Below are 17,545 nucleotides of genomic sequence, written 5' to 3' on the forward strand. Positions count from 1 at the left end.
CCACCCGCATCCGGTCCACATGTACGGCTCCCGGCAATCCGACCGGGCCTGCGGCTGCCGGAAGCCCGACATCGGCGCGCTCAGTTGTTCCAGGTCTCGTCGTACGGGTCGTGCGGCACCGGGACCGGCCTCGCCGAGGTGACCTTCAGGTAGGGGACGGGACCGTTGTTGACGGGGTCCCGCGTGAGCCTGGGCGTGTACGTGCCGGTCACCTCCAGCCAGGCGTCCGGGCGCAGGACCGGGGGCAGCTCGCCGGTCAGGGCGATCTTGACCGGCTGGGCGTCCGCGGCACAGCAGTTGAGGGCCATGCGGACCAGGTACGGCGCGCCCGAGTGGTCCAGGGCGAGGAAGCCGGTGACACGGACGGCACGGCCGTGCAGGGAGCGGCCGTGGTCGTAGGCCGCGCGGGAGGCGTAGTCGATCACGGAGAGCGGGGCCGGATCGGCGGCGGGCAGCCTGCCGTAGGTGTACGGCTTCTGCAGGGCCGTACCGGAGCGCAGGGCGCTGTAGGAGCCGAGGGCGGGCGGGGCGATGAGGATGAGCGCGAGCAGGGGGAGCAGCAGGAGCCAGGAGATCCCCGGTTCGGGGTGCTCATGGGTGTGCCCCCGGCGGCGGTTGCTCCGGCGCTCGTACCAGACGGTCGCCAGCGCCGCCGCGATCAGGACCGCGCCGGAGGCCAGCAGCAGGGGCTGCAGGCCGGCCTTGACGTATCGCAGGTAGAGGTCGGTGCTGCCCGCGTGCAGCAGGGCCGCGCCGAGCAGGAACATGACGGCGGCCTGGGTCTGGCGGTTCACAGGAGCACCGTCCCGGTAACCAGCGCGCCGACGACGGCCAGCACGAAGGTGGCGGGGGCGAAGCGGAGGGCGAAGGTACGGCCGAAGGTGCCGGCCTGCATCGCGAACAGCTTGAGGTCGATCATCGGGCCCACCACCAGGAACACCAGCTTGGCCGTCAGGGAGAACTGGGTGAGGGAGGCCGCGACGAACGCGTCCGCCTCCGAGCAGATGGACAGGAGGACGGCCAGGACGGCGAGGGCGAGCACGGAGAAGGCGGGGTTTCCGGCCGCCGTGCGCAGCCAGTCGGCCGGGGTCGCCGCCTTCAGCGTGGCCGCAGCCATCGCGCCGAGTACCAGGAAGCCGCCCGCGTGCATGGTGTCGTGCCGCACCGAGTGCCAGAACGCCTCCCCCTTCGTCGCGCCCTCGTGCACGCCATGGGCCGGCGGACGCAGCCAGTCGGTGCGGCCGAGGCGCTGCCACAGCCAGCCCATCGCACACGCCACCAGCAGACTCGCCAGGAACCGGCCCAGCACCATCTCCGGGTCGCGCGGGAAGGCGACGGCGGTGGCCGTCAGCACGATCGGATTGATCGCCGGGGCGGAGAGGAGGAAGGCGAGGGCGGCGGCCGGGGTGACTCCCCTGCGGACGAGGGCGCCGGCCACCGGGACCGACGCGCACTCGCAGCCCGGCAGGATCGCCCCCGCGACCCCGGCGACGGGCACGGCCAGGGCGGGGCGGCGCGGGAGGGCGCGGGCGAAGAAGGAGGGCGGCACGAACACCGCGATCGCCGCCGACAGCAGCACACCCAGCACCAGGAACGGCAGCGCCTGCACGGTCACCGCGACGAACACCGTCATCCAGCTCTGCATCAGCGGGGTGCCGAGAAGCCCGCGGATGGGGGACTGCGCGAGCACCGCGAGGAGCAGAGTCAGCGTCAGTACGAGGGGGGAGCTGAGCCTTCGGCCCTCGGGACCGGGTGCGGGGCCGGCCTCCGTGCCGGGCGGGGCGTCTTCGGTGATGGCCACGTGCGGTTTACCTCCGGCTGGCTGTCCTGGTGCGCTCCCTCCCCCTCGGTACGCGAGTCGTCCCCACGGTGTTCACCCCGTTGCTGGAACCACTCCTCTCCTTGGGGCAGTCTTTTCCCTCGTGGCGAGCGTTCCGTATCAAAGAGGCCCCAGCGCACCGCACATGGTGGTGTGCGGTGACGACGGGCTCGCGCACCGGCTGGCCGCCGAGTTGCGCGGAGTCTACGGCGAGCGGGTCACCCTCGTGGTACCGCCGAACGAGCGCACCGCCAGTTCTCCGGTGGTCGGCCGGGCCCGGGCCGCGTCGGCGGCGCTGTTCGACCGTATGGTGAGCGCCGCGGTCGGCCGCGCGGGCACCGGATCCGGGGCGGGATCCGGCTCCGGCGCCGGAGCCGGATCCGCCGCGACGGCCACGAGCACCGGCGGCGGCACCAACGGCGGTGACACCGAGCGGGTGTTGGAGGCCGTCGAGATCACCGAGGCCGTGCTCGCCGACGCCGGGGTCGAACGGGCCGCCGCACTCGCCCTCGTCTTCGACGACGACGAGACCAACATCCGGGCCGCGCTGACCGCCCGTCGGCTCAACCCGCGGCTGCGGCTCGTCCTGCGGCTCTACAACCGGCGGTTGGGCCAGCACATCGAGGAACTCCTCGACCAGGCCGCCGCGTTGGCCGCGGGCAACGGTGAGGGCGGCTCGGACGCGTCCACCACCGTGCTGTCCGACGCCGACACCGCCGCGCCCGCGCTGGCCGCCACCGCCGTCGCCGGCACCAGCAAGGTCGTCCAGACCGAGGGGTTGCTGCTGCGGGCCGTCGAACGCCCGGCGGCCGGAACCGGGCTGTGCACCCTCGCCCTGCTCTCCCCCGCCGGCCCGGATCCCGAGGGCGGCGGGGAGCAGGAGCCGCGGCTGCTGCCGGACGACGAGGAGGTACGGCAGGGCGCCGGGCGGGCGGCCGTGGTGCTGGAGCAGGTGTCGTCGGCGGGCGGCGGGGAGTCGGCCGCGCCCGGCCGCGGTGTGGTGCCGCCGCTGGCCTCGCTGTTCTCCCGGCGGCTGCGGTGGTCGCTGGCGGGCATGGTGGCGTGCGTGGTCGCGCTCGCCGTCGCGCTGTGGGTGGTCACGCCGGGGATCCATCCGCTGCGCGCCTTCTACTACACGCTCCTCGACCTGTTCGCGATCGACAACCCCGCCATCGGGGCGCCACTGGGCCGGCAAATCCTCCAACTCCTCTCCGGACTGGTCGGGTTGCTGCTGCTTCCGGTGCTGCTGGCGGCCGTGCTGGAGGCGCTGGGCACCTTCCGCACGGCCTCCGCCCTGCGAAAGCCGCCGCGCGGCCTCGGCGGGCATGTGGTGCTGCTGGGGCTCGGCAAGATCGGCACCCGGGTGCTGACCCGGCTGCGCGAGCTGAACATCCCCGTCGTGTGCGTCGAGTCCGATCCGGAGGCGCGGGGGCTCGCGACCGCCCGGCGGCTGCGGGTGCCGGTGGTGCTCGGGGACGTCACCCAGGAAGGGGTGCTGGAGGCCGCCAAGATCCACCGGGCGTACGCGCTGCTCGCGGTGACCAGCGCGGACACCACGAACCTGGAGGCCGTGCTGTACGCGCGAAGCGTGCGGCCCGATCTGCGCGTGGTGCTACGGCTGTACGACGACGACTTCGCCACCGCGGTGTACCGGACCCTGCGGGCCGCGTACCCGCAGGCCCTCACCCGGAGCCGGAGCGTCACGCATCTGGCCGCGCCCGCGTTCGCCGGGGCGATGCTCGGGCGGCAGGTGCTGGGCGCTGTCGCGGTGGAGCGCAGAGTGCTGCTGTTCGCGGCGGTCGACGTCGCCGGGCACGCCCAGCTGGAGGGGCGGACCGTACGGGACGCCTTCCGTGCCGGGTCCTGGAGGGTACTGGCACTGGAGGGCCGCGCCGACACGGCACCGGACCATGTGCTGGACAAGGGGGACCGGGTGGTGGTCGCCGCCACCCGCAGGGGCCTCGCGGAACTGCGCTGACCCCCCGGGGGCTCGGCCGGCCGAGAAGGCTCTCCACCTGCTCTCTACTTGCCCAAGTGCCGCTCCGCGAAGTCCATTTCGAGTCTCACCTGCTTGATCCGCTCGTCCACCACCAGTGAGCCGTGCCCGGCGTCGTAGCGGTAGACCTCGTGGGTCGCGCCTCTCGCCTCCAGGCGCTTGACGTAGTTGTCGATCTGGCGGATCGGGCAGCGGGGGTCGTTGACGCCGGCCGAGATGTAGACCGGGGCCTTGACCTGGTCGACGTAGGTGAGCGGGGACGAGGCCTCGAAGCGCTCGGGGACCTCCTCGGGGGTGCCGCCCAGCAGGGTGCGGTCCATGGCCTTCAGTGCCTCCATCTCGTCGTGGTACGCGGTGACGTAGTCCGCGACGGGCACGACCGCGATACCCACCGCCCACGCCTCGGGCTGGGTGCCGAGGCCGAGCAGGGTGAGATAGCCGCCCCAGGAGGCGCCGGTGAGGACCAGGCGGGCGGGGTCGGCGAGGCCCGAGGAGACCGCCCAGTCGCGCACCGCGGCCACGTCCTCCAGCTCGATCAGACCGACCCGGTGCTTCAGGGCGTCGGTCCAGGCGCGGCCGTAGCCGGTGGAGCCGCGGTAGTTGACGCGGATCACCGCGTACCCCTGGTCGACCCAGGCGGCCGGGCCCGCGGCGAAGGAGTCGCTGTCGTGCCAGGTCGGGCCGCCGTGCAGGTCGAAGACCGTGGGGAGGGGGCCACTCGCGCCCGCCGGCTTCTGGATCAGGGCGTGGATGCGGCCGCCGGGGCCCTCCACCCACGCGTCCTCCACCGACACCGACGGGGGGCACACCATGCCGGGCGGGTCCAGGACCACGCCGCCGGAGGCCGAGCGCACCGCCGGCGGCTCGGCCGCCGACGACCACAGGTACTCCACGCTGCCGTCGGGGCGGGCCGTGGCGCCGGAGACCGTGCCGGGCGGGGTGGGGATGCGGGTCAGCTCGCGGCTCGCCAGGTCGAAGCGGAACAGCTCGCTGCGGGCCTCGAAGCCATGGGCGATGAGGAGGGCCGAGCCGTCCGGGAACCACTCGGCGCTGACATCGCCCGGCAGCTCCAGGGCGAGGTCGGTCTCCTCACCCGTGGCCACGTCCCACACCATCGGCTCCCAGCGGCCGCGGCGCTGATGCCCGATGAGCAGCCGGGTGTCGCCGTCGACCGGCGCGAAGCCCAGCACCTCCAGACCCAGCTCCTCGGTGCCGCCCTTGGTGTCGTCCAGCTCGGCGACCGGCGTGCCGTCCGGGCGCAGCACGCGCAGCGCCGCGTGCATGGCGTCGCCGTGCTCGGTGTGTTCGACGGCGATCAGGGAGCCGTCGTACGAGAGGTCGCCGACGCCCGCCGACTCGCGGTGCCGGTAGATCTCGACCGGGTCCTCGCCCTGGCGCGCGAGGTGGATCGTCGTACCGTCCTCGTCCGTGGAGCGGCCGACGACCGCCGTGCGCCCGTCGCGGGCCAGAGCGAGCCCGGCCGGGTAGGAGGGGTGGAGGCCCGGGACGGCGGGCTCGGCCTCCCCGCCGCCGAAGGGCTGGCGGCGCCAGATGCCGAACTCGTCGCCGTCCTTGTCGTCGAACCACCAGATCCAGGCGCCGTCCGGGGAGAGCACGCCGTCCGTCGTGCCGTTCGGCCGGTCCGTGGCCTGGCGCTGCTCGCCCGTCGCACGGTCCCAGGCGTACAGCTCGTACGTACCCGTCGCGTTCGACACGAACAGGGAGCGGTCCGGCGCGTCCTCCGCCCAGTCGGGCAGCGACACCCGTGGCGCCCGGAAGCGCCTCTCCCAGTCCGGCATGCCGACCGCGTCCCGCGCGCCCGGCTCCTTGCTCTCACTCATGGCCCCAGTCATGCGCCCATACTGCCTGGCCGCGCCGACAATTGGGTGGCGGGTGTGCGCAGCCTGTGGATAACTTCCCCGGCCTGAGCACACAGACGTCGTCCGCGTCCGACCCCTCGAACCGGCCGACCCGCGGGCAGGGCCCCGCCGGCCGCGCCGTACCGTGGAAGGCGTGTACCGGTTTCTGCTGACACCCCGCTGGTGGGGCATCAACGTCTTCGTGCTGCTCGCCATCCCGTTCTGCGTCTTCATGGGGTCGTGGCAGCTGAGCCGGTTCGAGGGGCGGGTGCAGGAGCACCGGACCGCGACCGAGCAGGCCGCCTCCGACCAGCACGAGACCGCGCGGCCGCTGGCCTCGATGCTGCCGGTCGACAAGGCCACCTCGGGCCGCCGGGCCACCGCGCGCGGGCAGTACGGCAAGCAGTTGCTGGTGCCGGGCCGGCAGCTCGACGGCAAGAACGGCTTCTACGTCCTCACCCTGCTGCGCACCGACTCCGGCAAGGCGCTGCCGGTGGTACGGGGCTGGCTGCCAGGCAAGGCGGACGCGGCGAAGGCCCCGGCCCCGCCGAGCGGCGAGGTCACCGTCACCGGGGCGCTGCAGGCGTCGGAGACGCCCGGGGACAGCGGGGTCAGCGCGCAGGGCGGGCTGCCGGCCGGGCAGACGGCGGCGATCAGCTCGGCGTCGCTGGTGAACCTGGTGCCGTACCGGGTGTACGACGCCTGGGTGACCCTCGACAAGGCCGACGCCGGGATGAAGGCCGTGCCCGCGACGGCGCCGGACGGCACCGGGCTGGACCTGAAGGCGTTCCAGAACCTCGGATACACCGGGGAGTGGTTCGTCTTCGCCGGGTTCGTGGTGTTCATGTGGTTCCGGCTGCTGCGACGGGAGGCCGAGGCGGCGCGGGACGCCGCGCTGGGCCTGGTGCCGGAGGAGCCGACCCAGGAGCCGGTGGTCAGCGGCTGACCGGTGCCCGTGCGGAACGTCTTCGGCTGCGGGTCCGTTGTGGCTGGTCGCGCAGTTCCCCGCGCCCCTTCGGGGCGCGGCCGGGGCGCCTCTACGACCCCGCCAGCACCCCGGTGTAGTAGACCGTCCCCGCGCACTCCCCCGGCACGGTCGTCGAGACCGCCGGTGAGCCACCCTGCGCGGTGTGGGTGACCTGCACGCTGCCCTCGGCCGCGCCGTCCTCCGTCGCGAGCTGGGTGGTCGTCCCCGCCGAGCCCGAACCGTCGGCCGGATCGCCGGAGGCACTCGGCGTCGGGTCCGGCGAGGCCCCGCCCGTGTCCGAGCCGCCGGTGGTGCTGCCGCCGCCGGTGGTGGGGCAGGTCTCGGAGGGCACGAAGGCGAACTTCTCCTCGTAGGCCGCGCCCGGCTGCAGGACCAGCCCGGAGACCTCCTGCGAGGGGTCGGGCAGGTTGGTCGCCGCGTCCCCGGCCGCATGCCGCACCGCGCTGATCTTGGTCTGGTCGGCCGCGCCCACCGCGGTCGGGGTGACCGTGCCCGCGCCGGCGACGGTACAGGCGGCGGAGGAGACGTTGACGACGCGGAACACGCCGTAGACCACGCCCGTGGAGTCGGGGGCGGCGGCGGTGCCGGTGGCGGAGCCCAGCTGGGCCGCCGCGCACTGCGGGACGCCGCCCGCCGAGAGGGTGGCGGACGGGTTGGCGCCGCCGGTGGAGCCGGTGGAGCCGCCGGAGGGCCTGCCCTTCCCGCCGGGCCTGCCGGGCTCCTTGCCGGGCGCGACGGTCGTACCGCCCGTGTCCTTCCTGCCGGTCGTGGCGCCGCCCTTGTCCTTGCCCTGCCCGGTGCCGCCCTGGGCCTGGGAGGACTGGCCGGCCATCGCGGTGTTGGGGTCGGAGCCGCCGGAGTCCGAGACGTGCACGAGGGCCGGGATCGCGGTGCCGAAGAACAGCGCCGCGGCGGCCATACCTACGGCTGCCTGCCGCTTGCGGGCCCGCCGGGCGGGAACGGCCCGGCGCAGGTGGTCCAGCGTGCCGGTGCGCGGCTCGATGCCGTCGACCGCGGAGTGCAGCATCCGCCGCAGGTCCAGCTCGTCGGCACCGAGCCCGTCGAGACCGGGTCCGGATGCGTCGAGGGCCTCGGGACCCTTCTCGTCGGGGCCGTGGTTCACAGTTGCGTTCCCAGCGTGCGATTGCGTGTGCTCTTGCTCGTCCCGCCTCGTCGGCTCGTGCCAGGCGAAGGGCTCGTGACGTTCGTGGGAAGGGCGTTCGTCGGAATCGCCCCCTTCGGCTCGCGCGCTCATGCCGGTGTCCCCATGGAAACCCGCAGCGCGGCGATGCCCCGCGAGCCGTACGCCTTCACCGAGCCCAGGGAGATCCCGAGGGTCGCGGCGACCTGGGCCTCGGTCATGTCCGCGAAGTAGCGCAGGACCAGGACCTCGCGCTGGCGGCGCTGCAGGCCCTTCATGGCCTTGATGAGGTCGCGGCGCTCCAGCTGGTCGTAGGCGCCCTCCTCCGCGCTCGCCATGTCCGGCATCGGCTTGGAGAGCAGCTTCAGGCCGAGGATGCGGCGGCGCAGGGTCGAGCGGGAGAGGTTGACGACCGTCTGCCTGAGGTAGGCGAGGGTCTTCTCGGGGTCGCGGACGCGCTTGCGGGCGGAGTGCACGCGGATGAAGGCCTCCTGGACGACGTCCTCGCAGGAGGCGGTGTCGTCGAGGAGCAGCGCGGCGAGGCCGAGCAGCGAGCGGTAGTGCGCCCGGTAGGTCTCGGTGAGGTGGTCGACGGTCGTACCGGCGGCCGTGGTCGCCTCGGTCGCCGTGGTCTCGTCGGAACCGTCACGCTGACTGGGTATGCGGGCGGGCCGCGCTGCGGGCATGGGCGCGATCACCGGCATGCCGCCGGGCGTGCGGGGCCGGAGCGCCGCACGGGGCGGCCGCAGGGCCGTCGCACCGCGGGCCGCGCTGAGTTCGAGTACCTCTGCCACGCCAGTTGGACACGTCTACCCCCGCCAGGGTTGTACGTGCCGGGCGTCACATGTGCGACGACCGGCGGTGCCTCGAGTGCCGTCATGCGTCCCGCTCTTCCCCTATGTCCTGTTTGAACGGGCGTCCCCACGCCCGGATCACGGCGTCCCCACGCCAGGATCCTTACCTCCGCAGCCCGTAAGGGTGACCGCAAAGACGCTCCCCGCCCTGCAAGCGGTTGCGCGGGGCGGGGAGGAGATCCTGGCTTGATCTTCTGCTGCCGCACGGCCCGGATCAAGTGGTCCGGACCATGCCGCTGGACACATTTCTTACTCAGATCCTACAAATGGGCGCCGGATGGTAAGGGCATTCCGGCGGGAACGCTCAGGGGAAGTCCGCCGCCACCAGTTCCGCGATCTGCGCGGTGTTCAGCGCGGCGCCCTTGCGGAGGTTGTCGCCGCACACGAAGAGCTCCAGCGCGGTCGGGTCGTCCAGGGCCCGCCGCACCCGGCCCACCCAGGTCGGATCGGTGCCGACGACGTCCGCGGGGGTGGGGAACTCGCCTGCGGCCGGGTCGTCGCACAGCACCACGCCGGGCGCCGTGGCGAGGATCTCCCGGGCGCCGTCGACCGTCACCTCGCCCTGGAAACGGGCGTGCACGGTCAGCGAGTGGGTGGTGATCACCGGGACGCGTACGCAGGTCACGGCGACCGGCAGCTGCGGCAGCCCGAGGATCTTGCGGGACTCGTCGCGGACCTTCATCTCCTCCGACGTCCAGCCGTCCTCCCCGAGCGACCCGGCGCAGGGGACGACGTTCAGCACGACCGGCTCGGGGAACGGCCCGGTGTCCTCCCCGACGGCCCGCCGTACGTCACCCGGCTTGGTGCCCAGCTCGGTCCCGGCGACCAGGGACAGCTGGGCCCGCAGCGTCTCCACGCCGGCCCGCCCGGCCCCGCTCACCGCCTGGTACGACGACACCACCAGCTCGCGCAGCCCGAACTCGGCGTGCAGCGCGCCCAGGGCGACGATCATCGTCAGGGTCGTGCAGTTGGGGTTGGCGACGATCCCGCGCGGGCGGGTCCGTACGGCGTGCGGGTTGACCTCGGGCACCACGAGCGGCACCTCGGGGTCCAGCCGGAAGGCGGCGGAGTTGTCGACGACGACCGCGCCGCACGCGACGGCGATCGGTGCCCACTGCGCGGCGACCTCGTCGGGGACGTCGAACATCGCGACGTCGACGCCGTCGAAGGCCTCCTCGCTCAGGGCCACCACCTCGACCTCCTCCCCGCGCACGGCCAGCTTGCGGCCGGCCGAGCGCGGGGAGGCGATCAGACGGATCTCGCCCCAGATGTCCGCGCGCTGGGACAGGATCTGGAGCATGACCGCGCCGACGGCCCCGGTCGCTCCCACGACCGCGAGCGTCGGCTTGCCGGTCATCGTCGGACGCCTCCGTACGTGCAGACCGTGGAGACGGTCATCGGCCGGTGCCGCCGTAGACGACGGCCTCGTCGGTGTCGGAGTCGAGCCCGAAGGCGGTGTGCACGGCGCGCACGGCCTCCGGCACGTCGTCGGCGCGGGTGACGACCGAGATGCGGATCTCGGAGGTGGAGATCAGCTCGATGTTCACGCCCGCGTCGCTCAGCGCCTCGAAGAAGGAGGCGGTGACCCCCGGGTTGGTCTTCATACCGGCGCCGACCAGCGAGATCTTGCCGATCTGGTCGTCGTAGCGCAGCGAGTCGAAACCGATGCCCGACCGGTTCTTCTCCAGCGCGTCGATGGCCTTGCGGCCCTCGGTCTTCGGCAGCGTGAAGGAGATGTCCGTCAGGCCGGTGGCGGCGGCGGACACGTTCTGCACGACCATGTCGATGTTGATCTCGGCATCGGCGATGGTCCGGAAGATCGCGGCGGCCTCACCCGGCTTGTCCGGCACGCCGACGACCGTGATCTTGGCCTCGGAGGTGTCGTGCGCGACACCGGAGATGATGGCCTGCTCCACCTGCTTGTCCCCAATCGGCTCACTGCTGACCCAGGTGCCCTGCAGTCCGCTGAAGCTGGACCGGACGTGGATCGGGATGTTGTAACGGCGGGCGTACTCCACACAGCGGTGGAGCAGCACCTTGGAGCCGGAGGCCGCGAGCTCCAGCATGTCCTCGAAGGAGATCCAGTCGATCTTCTTCGCCTTCTTCACCACGCGCGGGTCGGCGGTGAACACGCCGTCGACGTCGGTGTAGATCTCGCAGACCTCGGCGTCGAGCGCGGCGGCGAGCGCCACGGCGGTCGTGTCGGACCCACCGCGCCCCAGCGTGGTGATGTCCTTCTTGTCCTGGCTGACGCCCTGGAACCCGGCGACGATCGCGATGTTGCCCTTGTCGAGCGACTCCCGGATCCGGCCCGGGGTGACGTCGATGATCCGGGCTTTGTTGTGGACCGAGTCGGTGATGACGCCTGCCTGGCTGCCGGTGAAGGACTGGGCCTCGTGGCCCAGGTTTTTGATCGCCATCGCCAGCAGGGCCATGGAGATCCGCTCTCCGGCGGTCAGCAGCATGTCGAATTCGCGCCCTGCAGGCATCGGAGAAACCTGCTCGGCGAGATCGATCAGCTCGTCCGTCGTGTCGCCCATCGCGGAAACGACGACGACAACCTGGTTGCCGTTCTTCTTCGCTTCCACGATCCGCTTGGCGACGCGCTTGATGCCTTCGGCATCGGCTACGGAGGAGCCTCCGTACTTCTGCACGACAAGGCCCACGTGCGCTCCTCGCTCGGTTCGTTTGTGTCGGCTCAGTCTAACGAGCGCCCGAATTCCACCACCCTGCTCCCGCATGGTGAGACATCGGCCGTCCGCGTCCGGCACCTGCCCAGCCTCTGGAGTACCACGCGGGAAAGTGCCCGGCGTCACAGTCGCCGCTCCAGGACAGGTTGGGTTTTCAACCAGCCCGGAGCTCGGAGACGAACGCCGCCCAGGCGACGGCGGCGACCCGGAGTTCGGGGCCCGCGGGGACCTTGGAGTCACGGACGTGGACGGCGGCGGAGAGGGCTACTTCGACGCAGGCGCCGCCCTCGTTGTCGCTGTAACTCGACTTGAACCAGTCGAGGGCCACCTCGACGCAGTTGCCGCCCTCGTCATCGCTGTAGCTCGATTTGAACCACTTCAACCGGTCACTCACGACTGCCCACCATCCGCTCGATGAACCGGGCCGACTCTTCGGGCCCGAGAGCCTGCGTGCGGATCATGCTAAGCCGCTCAGTCACCCGGCTGACAACCCCTGGATCGGCCGAAAGCTCGCTGGCGAACTGGCCCTCCATGAAGGCGAACCGCTCATGGTCATGGGTCTCCAGCAGCACCATGGACCCCAGGAGTGCAGCAGGGATGGCCCGTTCGAAAGGGAGCACCTGAAGCACGACGTTTCGCAGCGCCGCCGCCTCCAGCAGCCGCTGCAGTTGCTCGGCGTCCACCTGCGGAGCGCGCAGCACCGCCTCGTAGAGCACGAAGCTCAGCCCCACCGGTGGTTTCCGCTCGGTGAGGATGGACTGCCGCTCCATGCGAGCCGCGACACGCTCCTCCACCGTCTCCTCGTCCAACGGCGGGATACGGTTGTCGATGAGGGCACGGGCGTACCCCGTCGTCTGCAACAGCCCCGGCACGAGCGAGTTTTCGTACGACCAGATACTGGTCGCCTCCTGCTCCCGCTCCATGAAATCCTGCGCCCGCGCAGAGAACCGCTCCCGCTTCAGGAACGGCTTCGCCGCGCTCAACATCCCCTGCGCACCGCACAGTTCGTCCGCCACATCCAGTACGCGCGGCGTCGGCCTGCGCACCCCGCGCTCCATCGACTCGATGGTGGCCGGGGAGTAGTTGGCGGCGGAGGCGAGTTTCTCCCGGCTGACATCCGCCTTCGCGCGCCAGCGCTTGAGCTGGTCGCCGCCGTACCGCCAAGCAACAGGCGGCTGATTGTCGTTCGCGTCAGACACAGAACCCCACCTCCGACCGGCCCGCCCGGCACGCCCCGTCCGGGCAATCACCGAGCGTAGCGCTGCGGGTGGGGTTCTGTGACGGCGTCGGCCTACTTCCCCCGCCGGAGCCCCAGCGGCGCGCCGATCTCCTCCGCCATGACCCGGCCCGCCTCGAACTCCAGGGTCTCGTCGCCCATCGTGGCCTGGTCGGTGTCGAGGCCGTCGAGTTCTTCCAGGGGCTGGTTGAGGCGGACGTGGATGAGGACCGACTGGAGGGCGCGCAGGACGGCGGAGGCCGTGGGGCCCCAGTTGGAGAAGTAGGAGAACTGCCACCACCACAGGGCCTCGGTGGTGCGGCCGGCGCGGTAGTGGGCCATGCCGTGGCGGAGGTCGGTGATGACGTCGGCCAGGTCGTCGGAGATGCGGGCCGGTACGGGTGCCTTCCGGGGCTCGTACGGGTCGAAGACCTCGGAGTAGACGTCGACCGGCTCCAGGAGGCGGGCCAGGTTCTCGCGCAGCTCGTCCACGTCCGGCTCCGGGCCCAGGTCGGGCTCGTAGCGCTCCTCGGGGACGATGTCCTCGTGGGCACCCAGGCGGCCGCCGGCCAGCAGGAGCTGGGAGACCTCCAGGAGGAGGAAGGGGACCGTCGAGCCGGGCTCGTCGCCCCTCGCCACCTCCGTGACGGCCACCAGGAAACTCTCGACCTGGTCCGCGATCTGGACCACGAAGTCGTCCGGGTTCTGAGCGGTCGCGTGCAGTGTGGCGTCAGACATCTAGGAGTCGTCTCCCCTCGAAGGCGCGGCCGAGAGTGACCTCGTCCGCGTATTCCAGGTCGCCACCCACCGGGAGGCCGCTGGCCAGGCGGGTGACCTTCAGGCCCATGGGTTTGATCATGCGAGCGAGGTACGTCGCCGTCGCCTCGCCCTCCAGATTCGGGTCCGTGGCCAGGATCAGTTCCGTGACCGTCCCGTCGGCCAACCGCGCGAGAAGTTCTCGTATACGCAGGTCGTCGGGACCGACACCCTCGATCGGGCTGATGGCGCCGCCCAGGACGTGGTAGCGGCCCCGGAACTCACGGGTGCGCTCGATGGCCACCACGTCCTTCGGCTCCTCCACGACACAGATGACCGAGGGGTCGCGGCGCGGGTCGCGGCAGATGTTGCACAGCTCCTCCTGCGCGACGTTCCCGCACGTCGCGCAGAAGCGGACCTTCGCCTTCACTTCCAGGAGAGCCTGGGCGAGGCGCTTCACGTCCGTCGGCTCGGCCTGCAGGATGTGGAAGGCGATCCGCTGCGCGCTCTTGGGACCGACGCCGGGCAGCCGCCCCAACTCGTCGATGAGGTCCTGGACCACGCCTTCGTACACCGGACTGCCCTTCCTTAAGACCTTTCGGTACGTACCGTAGTTGGCCCGGTCTCAGAACGGCAGACCGGGGATGCCGGTGCCGCCGCCGAGCCCCTGGGCCAGCGGGCCGAGCTTTTGCTGCTGGAGAGTCTGCGCGTTCTCGTTGGCCGCCTGTACGGCCGCCACGATCAGGTCGGCGAGCGTCTCGGTGTCCTCCGGGTCGACCGCCTTCGGGTCGATCTTCAGCGCGCGCAGCTCACCGGCGCCGGTCACCGTGGCCCTCACCAGACCGCCACCGGCCTGCCCGTCGACCTCCGTGTTCGCCAGTTCCTCCTGCGCCCGCTGGAGATCCTGCTGCATCTTCTGGGCCTGCTGGAGCAACTGCTGCATATTGGGCTGGCCACCACCGGGGATCACGATCAGCTCCTCTACGTTCTTCTCCTTGAGCATGAGCCTACGTGGTCCACGCGCCCGTCGCCCCGCCACTCTTTCGAGTGACAAGGACGGCAGGCCTATACCTGATCAAGGCCCCCTTCCGAGCGGAAAAGCCGGGAAAGAGCCCTCTTCGCCACCCATTGGGCGGTAGGAAGGGTGCCGCGCGTCGGCATGGAATCGGCATGGGATCGGCGTGGTATGTCACGCAGCGTGACCGGTCGTGTTCAGTGACTCAGTAGGGAGTGCCGGGTGGGTCAGCCGGAGATGCAGCCCGAGGGTCCACCACAGGACGGGCGGGGCGAGGATGCGGCCGGGCTGCGGCCGGGCGATCTGACCGGGCGGGCCTTTCCGCTCGGGGACTGGGGGGAGCCCGCCGAGCGGCTCGACGAGCTGTACCGGTGGGTGGAGCGCGGCGCGTTGCAGACGGCGTCCTGGTATCTGCGGGACCGGATGTGGAAGCGGCGCGGCGCCCGGGTCCTGCGGTCGGGCGCGGCGGCGGGCGCGGTGACCGGTGCCGCGCTGCCACTGCTGGACCTGGCGGGAGCGGCCGAAGGGATCGCGCCCTGGGGCTGTCTGGCGCTGCTGATCGCGGTCGCCTGCGTCGGCATCGACCGGTACTTCGGCGTGACGTCCGGCTGGATGCGGGACGTGGCCACCGCACAGGCCGTGCAGCGGCGGCTGCAGGTGCTGCAGTTCGACTGGGCCTCCGAGAGCATCCGGGAGGTGCTGGGCCCGGCGGAGGGCACGGCGGGCGAGGCGGCCGAGCGGTGCCTGGGGGTGCTGCGGCGCTTCACGGAGGACGTGACGGAGCTGGTGCGCACGGAGACGACGGACTGGATGGTCGAGTTCCGCACCGGGGCGGCGCCGCTGGGGATCCAGGCGGCGGTGACGTATGTGCCACGGCAGGAGGGTGGGGGCTCGGCCGGCCGCTTCCCACTGCCCCCGGCCAACGGGACCCGGCCGAACATGCCCCGGCAGCGACCGCCGGAGCCACGCTAGGGCCTGTCCGGCGGATCAGGTCGCAGGAAAGTGACGGTGCTTCATCAGCGCAGGTGAGCGGGGGCTGGTGCGTCCAGCTGCAAGGCGGAGGAGGGCGTCGACGCGATGGGGGTCCCCCATCGCGAGCGAAGCCGAGCGTGGGGGAGTTGGCAACCGACGACAACGCCGCTGGGGGTGCCCCCACGCCCTTAAGGCAGTGGGGGAGGGCGTGCCAGCCCCCGCGTCTCCGGCATGATCCGCCGGACAGGCCCTAGCCAGGCACCGCCTCACTGCTTGGTGTACGTCAGGCTCTCCTCGCCGCTCGCCTTCGCCCGCTTCAGCTTGCCGTCCGGCAGCAGGGTGATCTCGGTGGCCTCGCCCGGAGAACAGGAGGAGGCGGGCTCGCCGCTGGTGACGGTGGACGGACCCATCTCCAACGGGCCTTCTCCGCCCGGCTGTTGGGTGATCGCGGCCTCGAAGACACAGTGGTAGGTCCCACCGCCTTCCGTGGGCCCGTCCGCGACCAGCGTCAGTACGCTGTCGCCCACCTTGCCCTGCCGGATGGTCAGTTGGCGGGTGTTGGTGCCGTTGGCGTTGTCGATCGTCGTCCCCCAGGTGCCGAGGTAGGCATCCGGTACGACCCCGTCCGCGGACGCGGAGGCGGAGGCGGAGTCGGATGGCGTCGACTCGCCGGGGCTGGGCGCGCCCGACGTCCCGGAGCCCGCGGTCGGCGCGGGGCCGGCGCTCCCGCCGCCCTTATCGCCGGTCCCGCCGCCGTTCCTCATCAGCGCGTACACCGAGCCGCCCGCGCCCAGCGCCACCACCAGCGCGATCACGACGAGCAGCGCGGTGGACCGCCCACTGCGCCGCTCCGGTTCCTGCGGCCCGAGGGCGGGCGACGGCCCGTACGGCGGCGTGGACGCGGGCCCACCCCCATAGGGGTTGTACGACCCCTGGCCCCCGCCCCACCCCGAGGCCCCGGCCTGCTGCGGATACCCGTAGGCACCGCCCGACTGCGGATAGGCCTGGGGCTGAGGATGCTGCTGGGCATACCCGTACGCCCCCGGCGCCCCGAACCCGGGGGCAGCGGGCGGCACCCCCGGCGCCGGAGTCCGCCCCGCCACGACGGTCGGCAGATGGCCGACGCCACCGGCGGCACCGCCCGCCCCGGGCCCTTCGGGCGACGGCACAGCCACTTCATCGCAAGCGGCGGCATGCTCCGGCGACCCACCGTCACCGCCGTCCGCGGCGAAGCCCCCCGCACCCGCCGACGGCGCATCCGCCCCGCCGGGGCCACCCGCACCCGACGACGAGGACGCTCCCTCCGGATCCTCGACCTCCAGCAACTGCACGGCATGTCGGCCGAGTTGGGCGACCAGCGCCCCCGGCAGCCAGGGATCCCGGGACCGCCCCCCGGTCACGGTGTCCTCCGCCCCCGTCCGCTCCAGCAGCGCGTCCAGCGAAGGCCGGGCCGCGGGATCCTTGCGCAAGCAGTCCCGCACCAGGTCGGCGATCCCCTCCGGCACCCCCGTCAGATCCGGCTCCTCCTGGGCGATCCGGAACATCAGCGCATGCACACCGCTGTTGGCGGAGCCGAACGGCAGCGCCCCGGTCGCGGCATAGGCCAGCACCGACCCCAGGCAGAACACGTCGCACGCCGGCGTGATCCGGTCCCCCCGCACCTGCTCGGGCGCCATGAACCCCGGCGACCCGACCAGCGACCCGGTCCGGGTCAGCTCCGCCCCGCCCAGGGTCGCCTCCAGCGCCCGCGCGATGCCGAAGTCGATCACCCGCGGCCCGTCGATCGTCACGAGCACGTTCGACGGCTTGAGATCCCGGTGCACGATCCCGGCCGCGTGGATGTCCTTGAGCGCATGCGCGAGCCCCGCCGCGAGGATCCGTACCGACCTCTCCGGCAGCGCGCCGTGATCACGGCCGACCACCTGCTGCAGGCTCGGCCCGGCCACATACCCCGTGGCCACCCACGGCACCGCCGCCTCGGTGTCCGCGTCCAGCACGGGCGCGGTCCAGTAGCCGCCGACCCGTTGTGCGGCCTGCACCTCCTGCCGGAACCGCGCCCGGAACTCCTCCTGCGCGGCGAGTTCCTCGCGGACCAGCTTCACGGCGACGGTACGGCCCCGGTCCGACCGGGCCAGATACACCTGCCCCATGCCGCCCGCGCCCAGCCGCGCCAGCAGCCGATAGCCGCCGATTTGCTGCGGATCCCCCGATCCCAGCTTCTCCATGACCCGCCCCGCCT

At 72.3% G+C, this 17,545-nt stretch carries 16 protein-coding genes; 3 read left to right on the forward strand and 13 right to left on the reverse strand.

Translation table 11 applies throughout. The features are described from left to right. Window positions 1–80 precede the first annotated feature (80 nt). Both ACWC0C_RS34860 and ACWC0C_RS34865 read right to left on the reverse strand, forming a co-directional pair. Window positions 81–794 carry a TIGR03943 family putative permease subunit gene (locus ACWC0C_RS34860; protein ID WP_450868187.1) on the reverse strand — a complete coding sequence of 238 codons (714 nt, stop codon included), beginning with the start codon at window positions 792–794 and terminating at the stop codon, window positions 81–83. Continuing rightward, window positions 791–1,801: a permease gene (locus ACWC0C_RS34865; RefSeq protein WP_450868189.1), complete on the reverse strand. Its 1,011-nt coding sequence runs from the start codon at window positions 1,799–1,801 to the stop codon at window positions 791–793. The genes ACWC0C_RS34860 and ACWC0C_RS34865 overlap by 4 nt, the downstream gene beginning before the upstream one ends. 163 nt (window positions 1,802–1,964) lie before the next feature. On the opposite strand from ACWC0C_RS34865, the gene ACWC0C_RS34870 reads away from it, so the two are divergent. Then, entirely contained in the window at window positions 1,965–3,797 is a 1,833-nt protein-coding gene (locus tag ACWC0C_RS34870; RefSeq protein WP_450868190.1) for an NAD-binding protein, read from the forward strand. 44 nt (window positions 3,798–3,841) lie between these two features. Here the strand turns inward: ACWC0C_RS34870 and ACWC0C_RS34875 are convergent, their stop codons facing one another. Further along, window positions 3,842–5,656 carry a prolyl oligopeptidase family serine peptidase gene (locus ACWC0C_RS34875; protein WP_450868192.1) on the reverse strand — a complete coding sequence of 605 codons (1,815 nt, stop codon included), beginning with the start codon at window positions 5,654–5,656 and terminating at the stop codon, window positions 3,842–3,844. A 172-nt stretch (window positions 5,657–5,828) separates the two neighbouring features. Between ACWC0C_RS34875 and ACWC0C_RS34880 the strand changes: the two genes are divergently transcribed. Next, window positions 5,829–6,620, forward strand: coding sequence for an SURF1 family protein (locus ACWC0C_RS34880; RefSeq protein ID WP_450868194.1), 792 nt, complete (start codon window positions 5,829–5,831; stop codon window positions 6,618–6,620). Window positions 6,621–6,711: 91 nt separating this feature from the next. On the opposite strand, the gene ACWC0C_RS34885 is transcribed toward ACWC0C_RS34880, so the two are convergent. The 9 genes from ACWC0C_RS34885 to ACWC0C_RS34925 form a co-directional block, all read right to left on the reverse strand. After that, window positions 6,712–7,785 (reverse strand): hypothetical protein, encoded by a 1,074-nt coding sequence (locus ACWC0C_RS34885; RefSeq protein WP_450868196.1) that lies wholly within the window; start codon window positions 7,783–7,785, stop codon window positions 6,712–6,714. A gap of 128 nt (window positions 7,786–7,913) precedes the next feature. Further along, window positions 7,914–8,597 (reverse strand): SigE family RNA polymerase sigma factor, encoded by a 684-nt coding sequence (locus ACWC0C_RS34890; protein WP_449199432.1) that lies wholly within the window; start codon window positions 8,595–8,597, stop codon window positions 7,914–7,916. A 364-nt stretch (window positions 8,598–8,961) separates the two neighbouring features. Beyond that, window positions 8,962–10,014, reverse strand: coding sequence for an aspartate-semialdehyde dehydrogenase (locus tag ACWC0C_RS34895; protein ID WP_450868198.1), 1,053 nt, complete (start codon window positions 10,012–10,014; stop codon window positions 8,962–8,964). 37 nt (window positions 10,015–10,051) lie between these two features. Continuing rightward, complete coding sequence (locus tag ACWC0C_RS34900; RefSeq protein WP_449199434.1) at window positions 10,052–11,323, reverse strand: aspartate kinase; 1,272 nt, start codon at window positions 11,321–11,323, stop codon at window positions 10,052–10,054. Between the two features lie 178 nt (window positions 11,324–11,501). After that, entirely contained in the window at window positions 11,502–11,741 is a 240-nt protein-coding gene (locus ACWC0C_RS34905; protein ID WP_450868200.1) for a DUF397 domain-containing protein, read from the reverse strand. Beyond that, entirely contained in the window at window positions 11,734–12,546 is an 813-nt protein-coding gene (locus ACWC0C_RS34910) for a helix-turn-helix domain-containing protein (RefSeq protein ID WP_450868202.1), read from the reverse strand. Before ACWC0C_RS34910 ends, ACWC0C_RS34905 begins: the two co-directional genes overlap by 8 nt. A 92-nt stretch (window positions 12,547–12,638) precedes the next feature. Then, on the reverse strand, window positions 12,639–13,301 hold the full coding sequence (locus ACWC0C_RS34915; RefSeq protein WP_449199437.1) for a DUF5063 domain-containing protein: 663 nt from the start codon (window positions 13,299–13,301) through the stop codon (window positions 12,639–12,641). Continuing rightward, the gene (gene recR / locus ACWC0C_RS34920; protein ID WP_031164801.1) at window positions 13,294–13,893 is read right to left on the reverse strand and encodes a recombination mediator RecR; all 600 of its coding nucleotides are present in this window, start codon (window positions 13,891–13,893) and stop codon (window positions 13,294–13,296) included. Before recR ends, ACWC0C_RS34915 begins: the two co-directional genes overlap by 8 nt. Before the next feature lie 51 nt (window positions 13,894–13,944). Beyond that, the gene (locus ACWC0C_RS34925; protein WP_055705749.1) at window positions 13,945–14,289 is read right to left on the reverse strand and encodes a YbaB/EbfC family nucleoid-associated protein; all 345 of its coding nucleotides are present in this window, start codon (window positions 14,287–14,289) and stop codon (window positions 13,945–13,947) included. A gap of 267 nt (window positions 14,290–14,556) precedes the next feature. Here ACWC0C_RS34925 and ACWC0C_RS34930 point away from each other — a divergent pair, with 267 nt between their 5' ends. Then, the gene (locus ACWC0C_RS34930; protein WP_449199438.1) at window positions 14,557–15,306 is read left to right on the forward strand and encodes an SLATT domain-containing protein; all 750 of its coding nucleotides are present in this window, start codon (window positions 14,557–14,559) and stop codon (window positions 15,304–15,306) included. 266 nt (window positions 15,307–15,572) lie between these two features. Here ACWC0C_RS34930 and ACWC0C_RS34935 read toward each other — a convergent pair whose 3' ends face one another. Beyond that, a complete protein-coding gene (locus tag ACWC0C_RS34935) occupies window positions 15,573–17,531 on the reverse strand; it encodes a protein kinase domain-containing protein (RefSeq protein ID WP_450868204.1) in 1,959 nt (652 codons plus the stop codon). Window positions 17,532–17,545 lie beyond the last annotated feature (14 nt).

It is taken from the genome of Streptomyces sp. NPDC001709 (genome assembly GCF_053596375.1).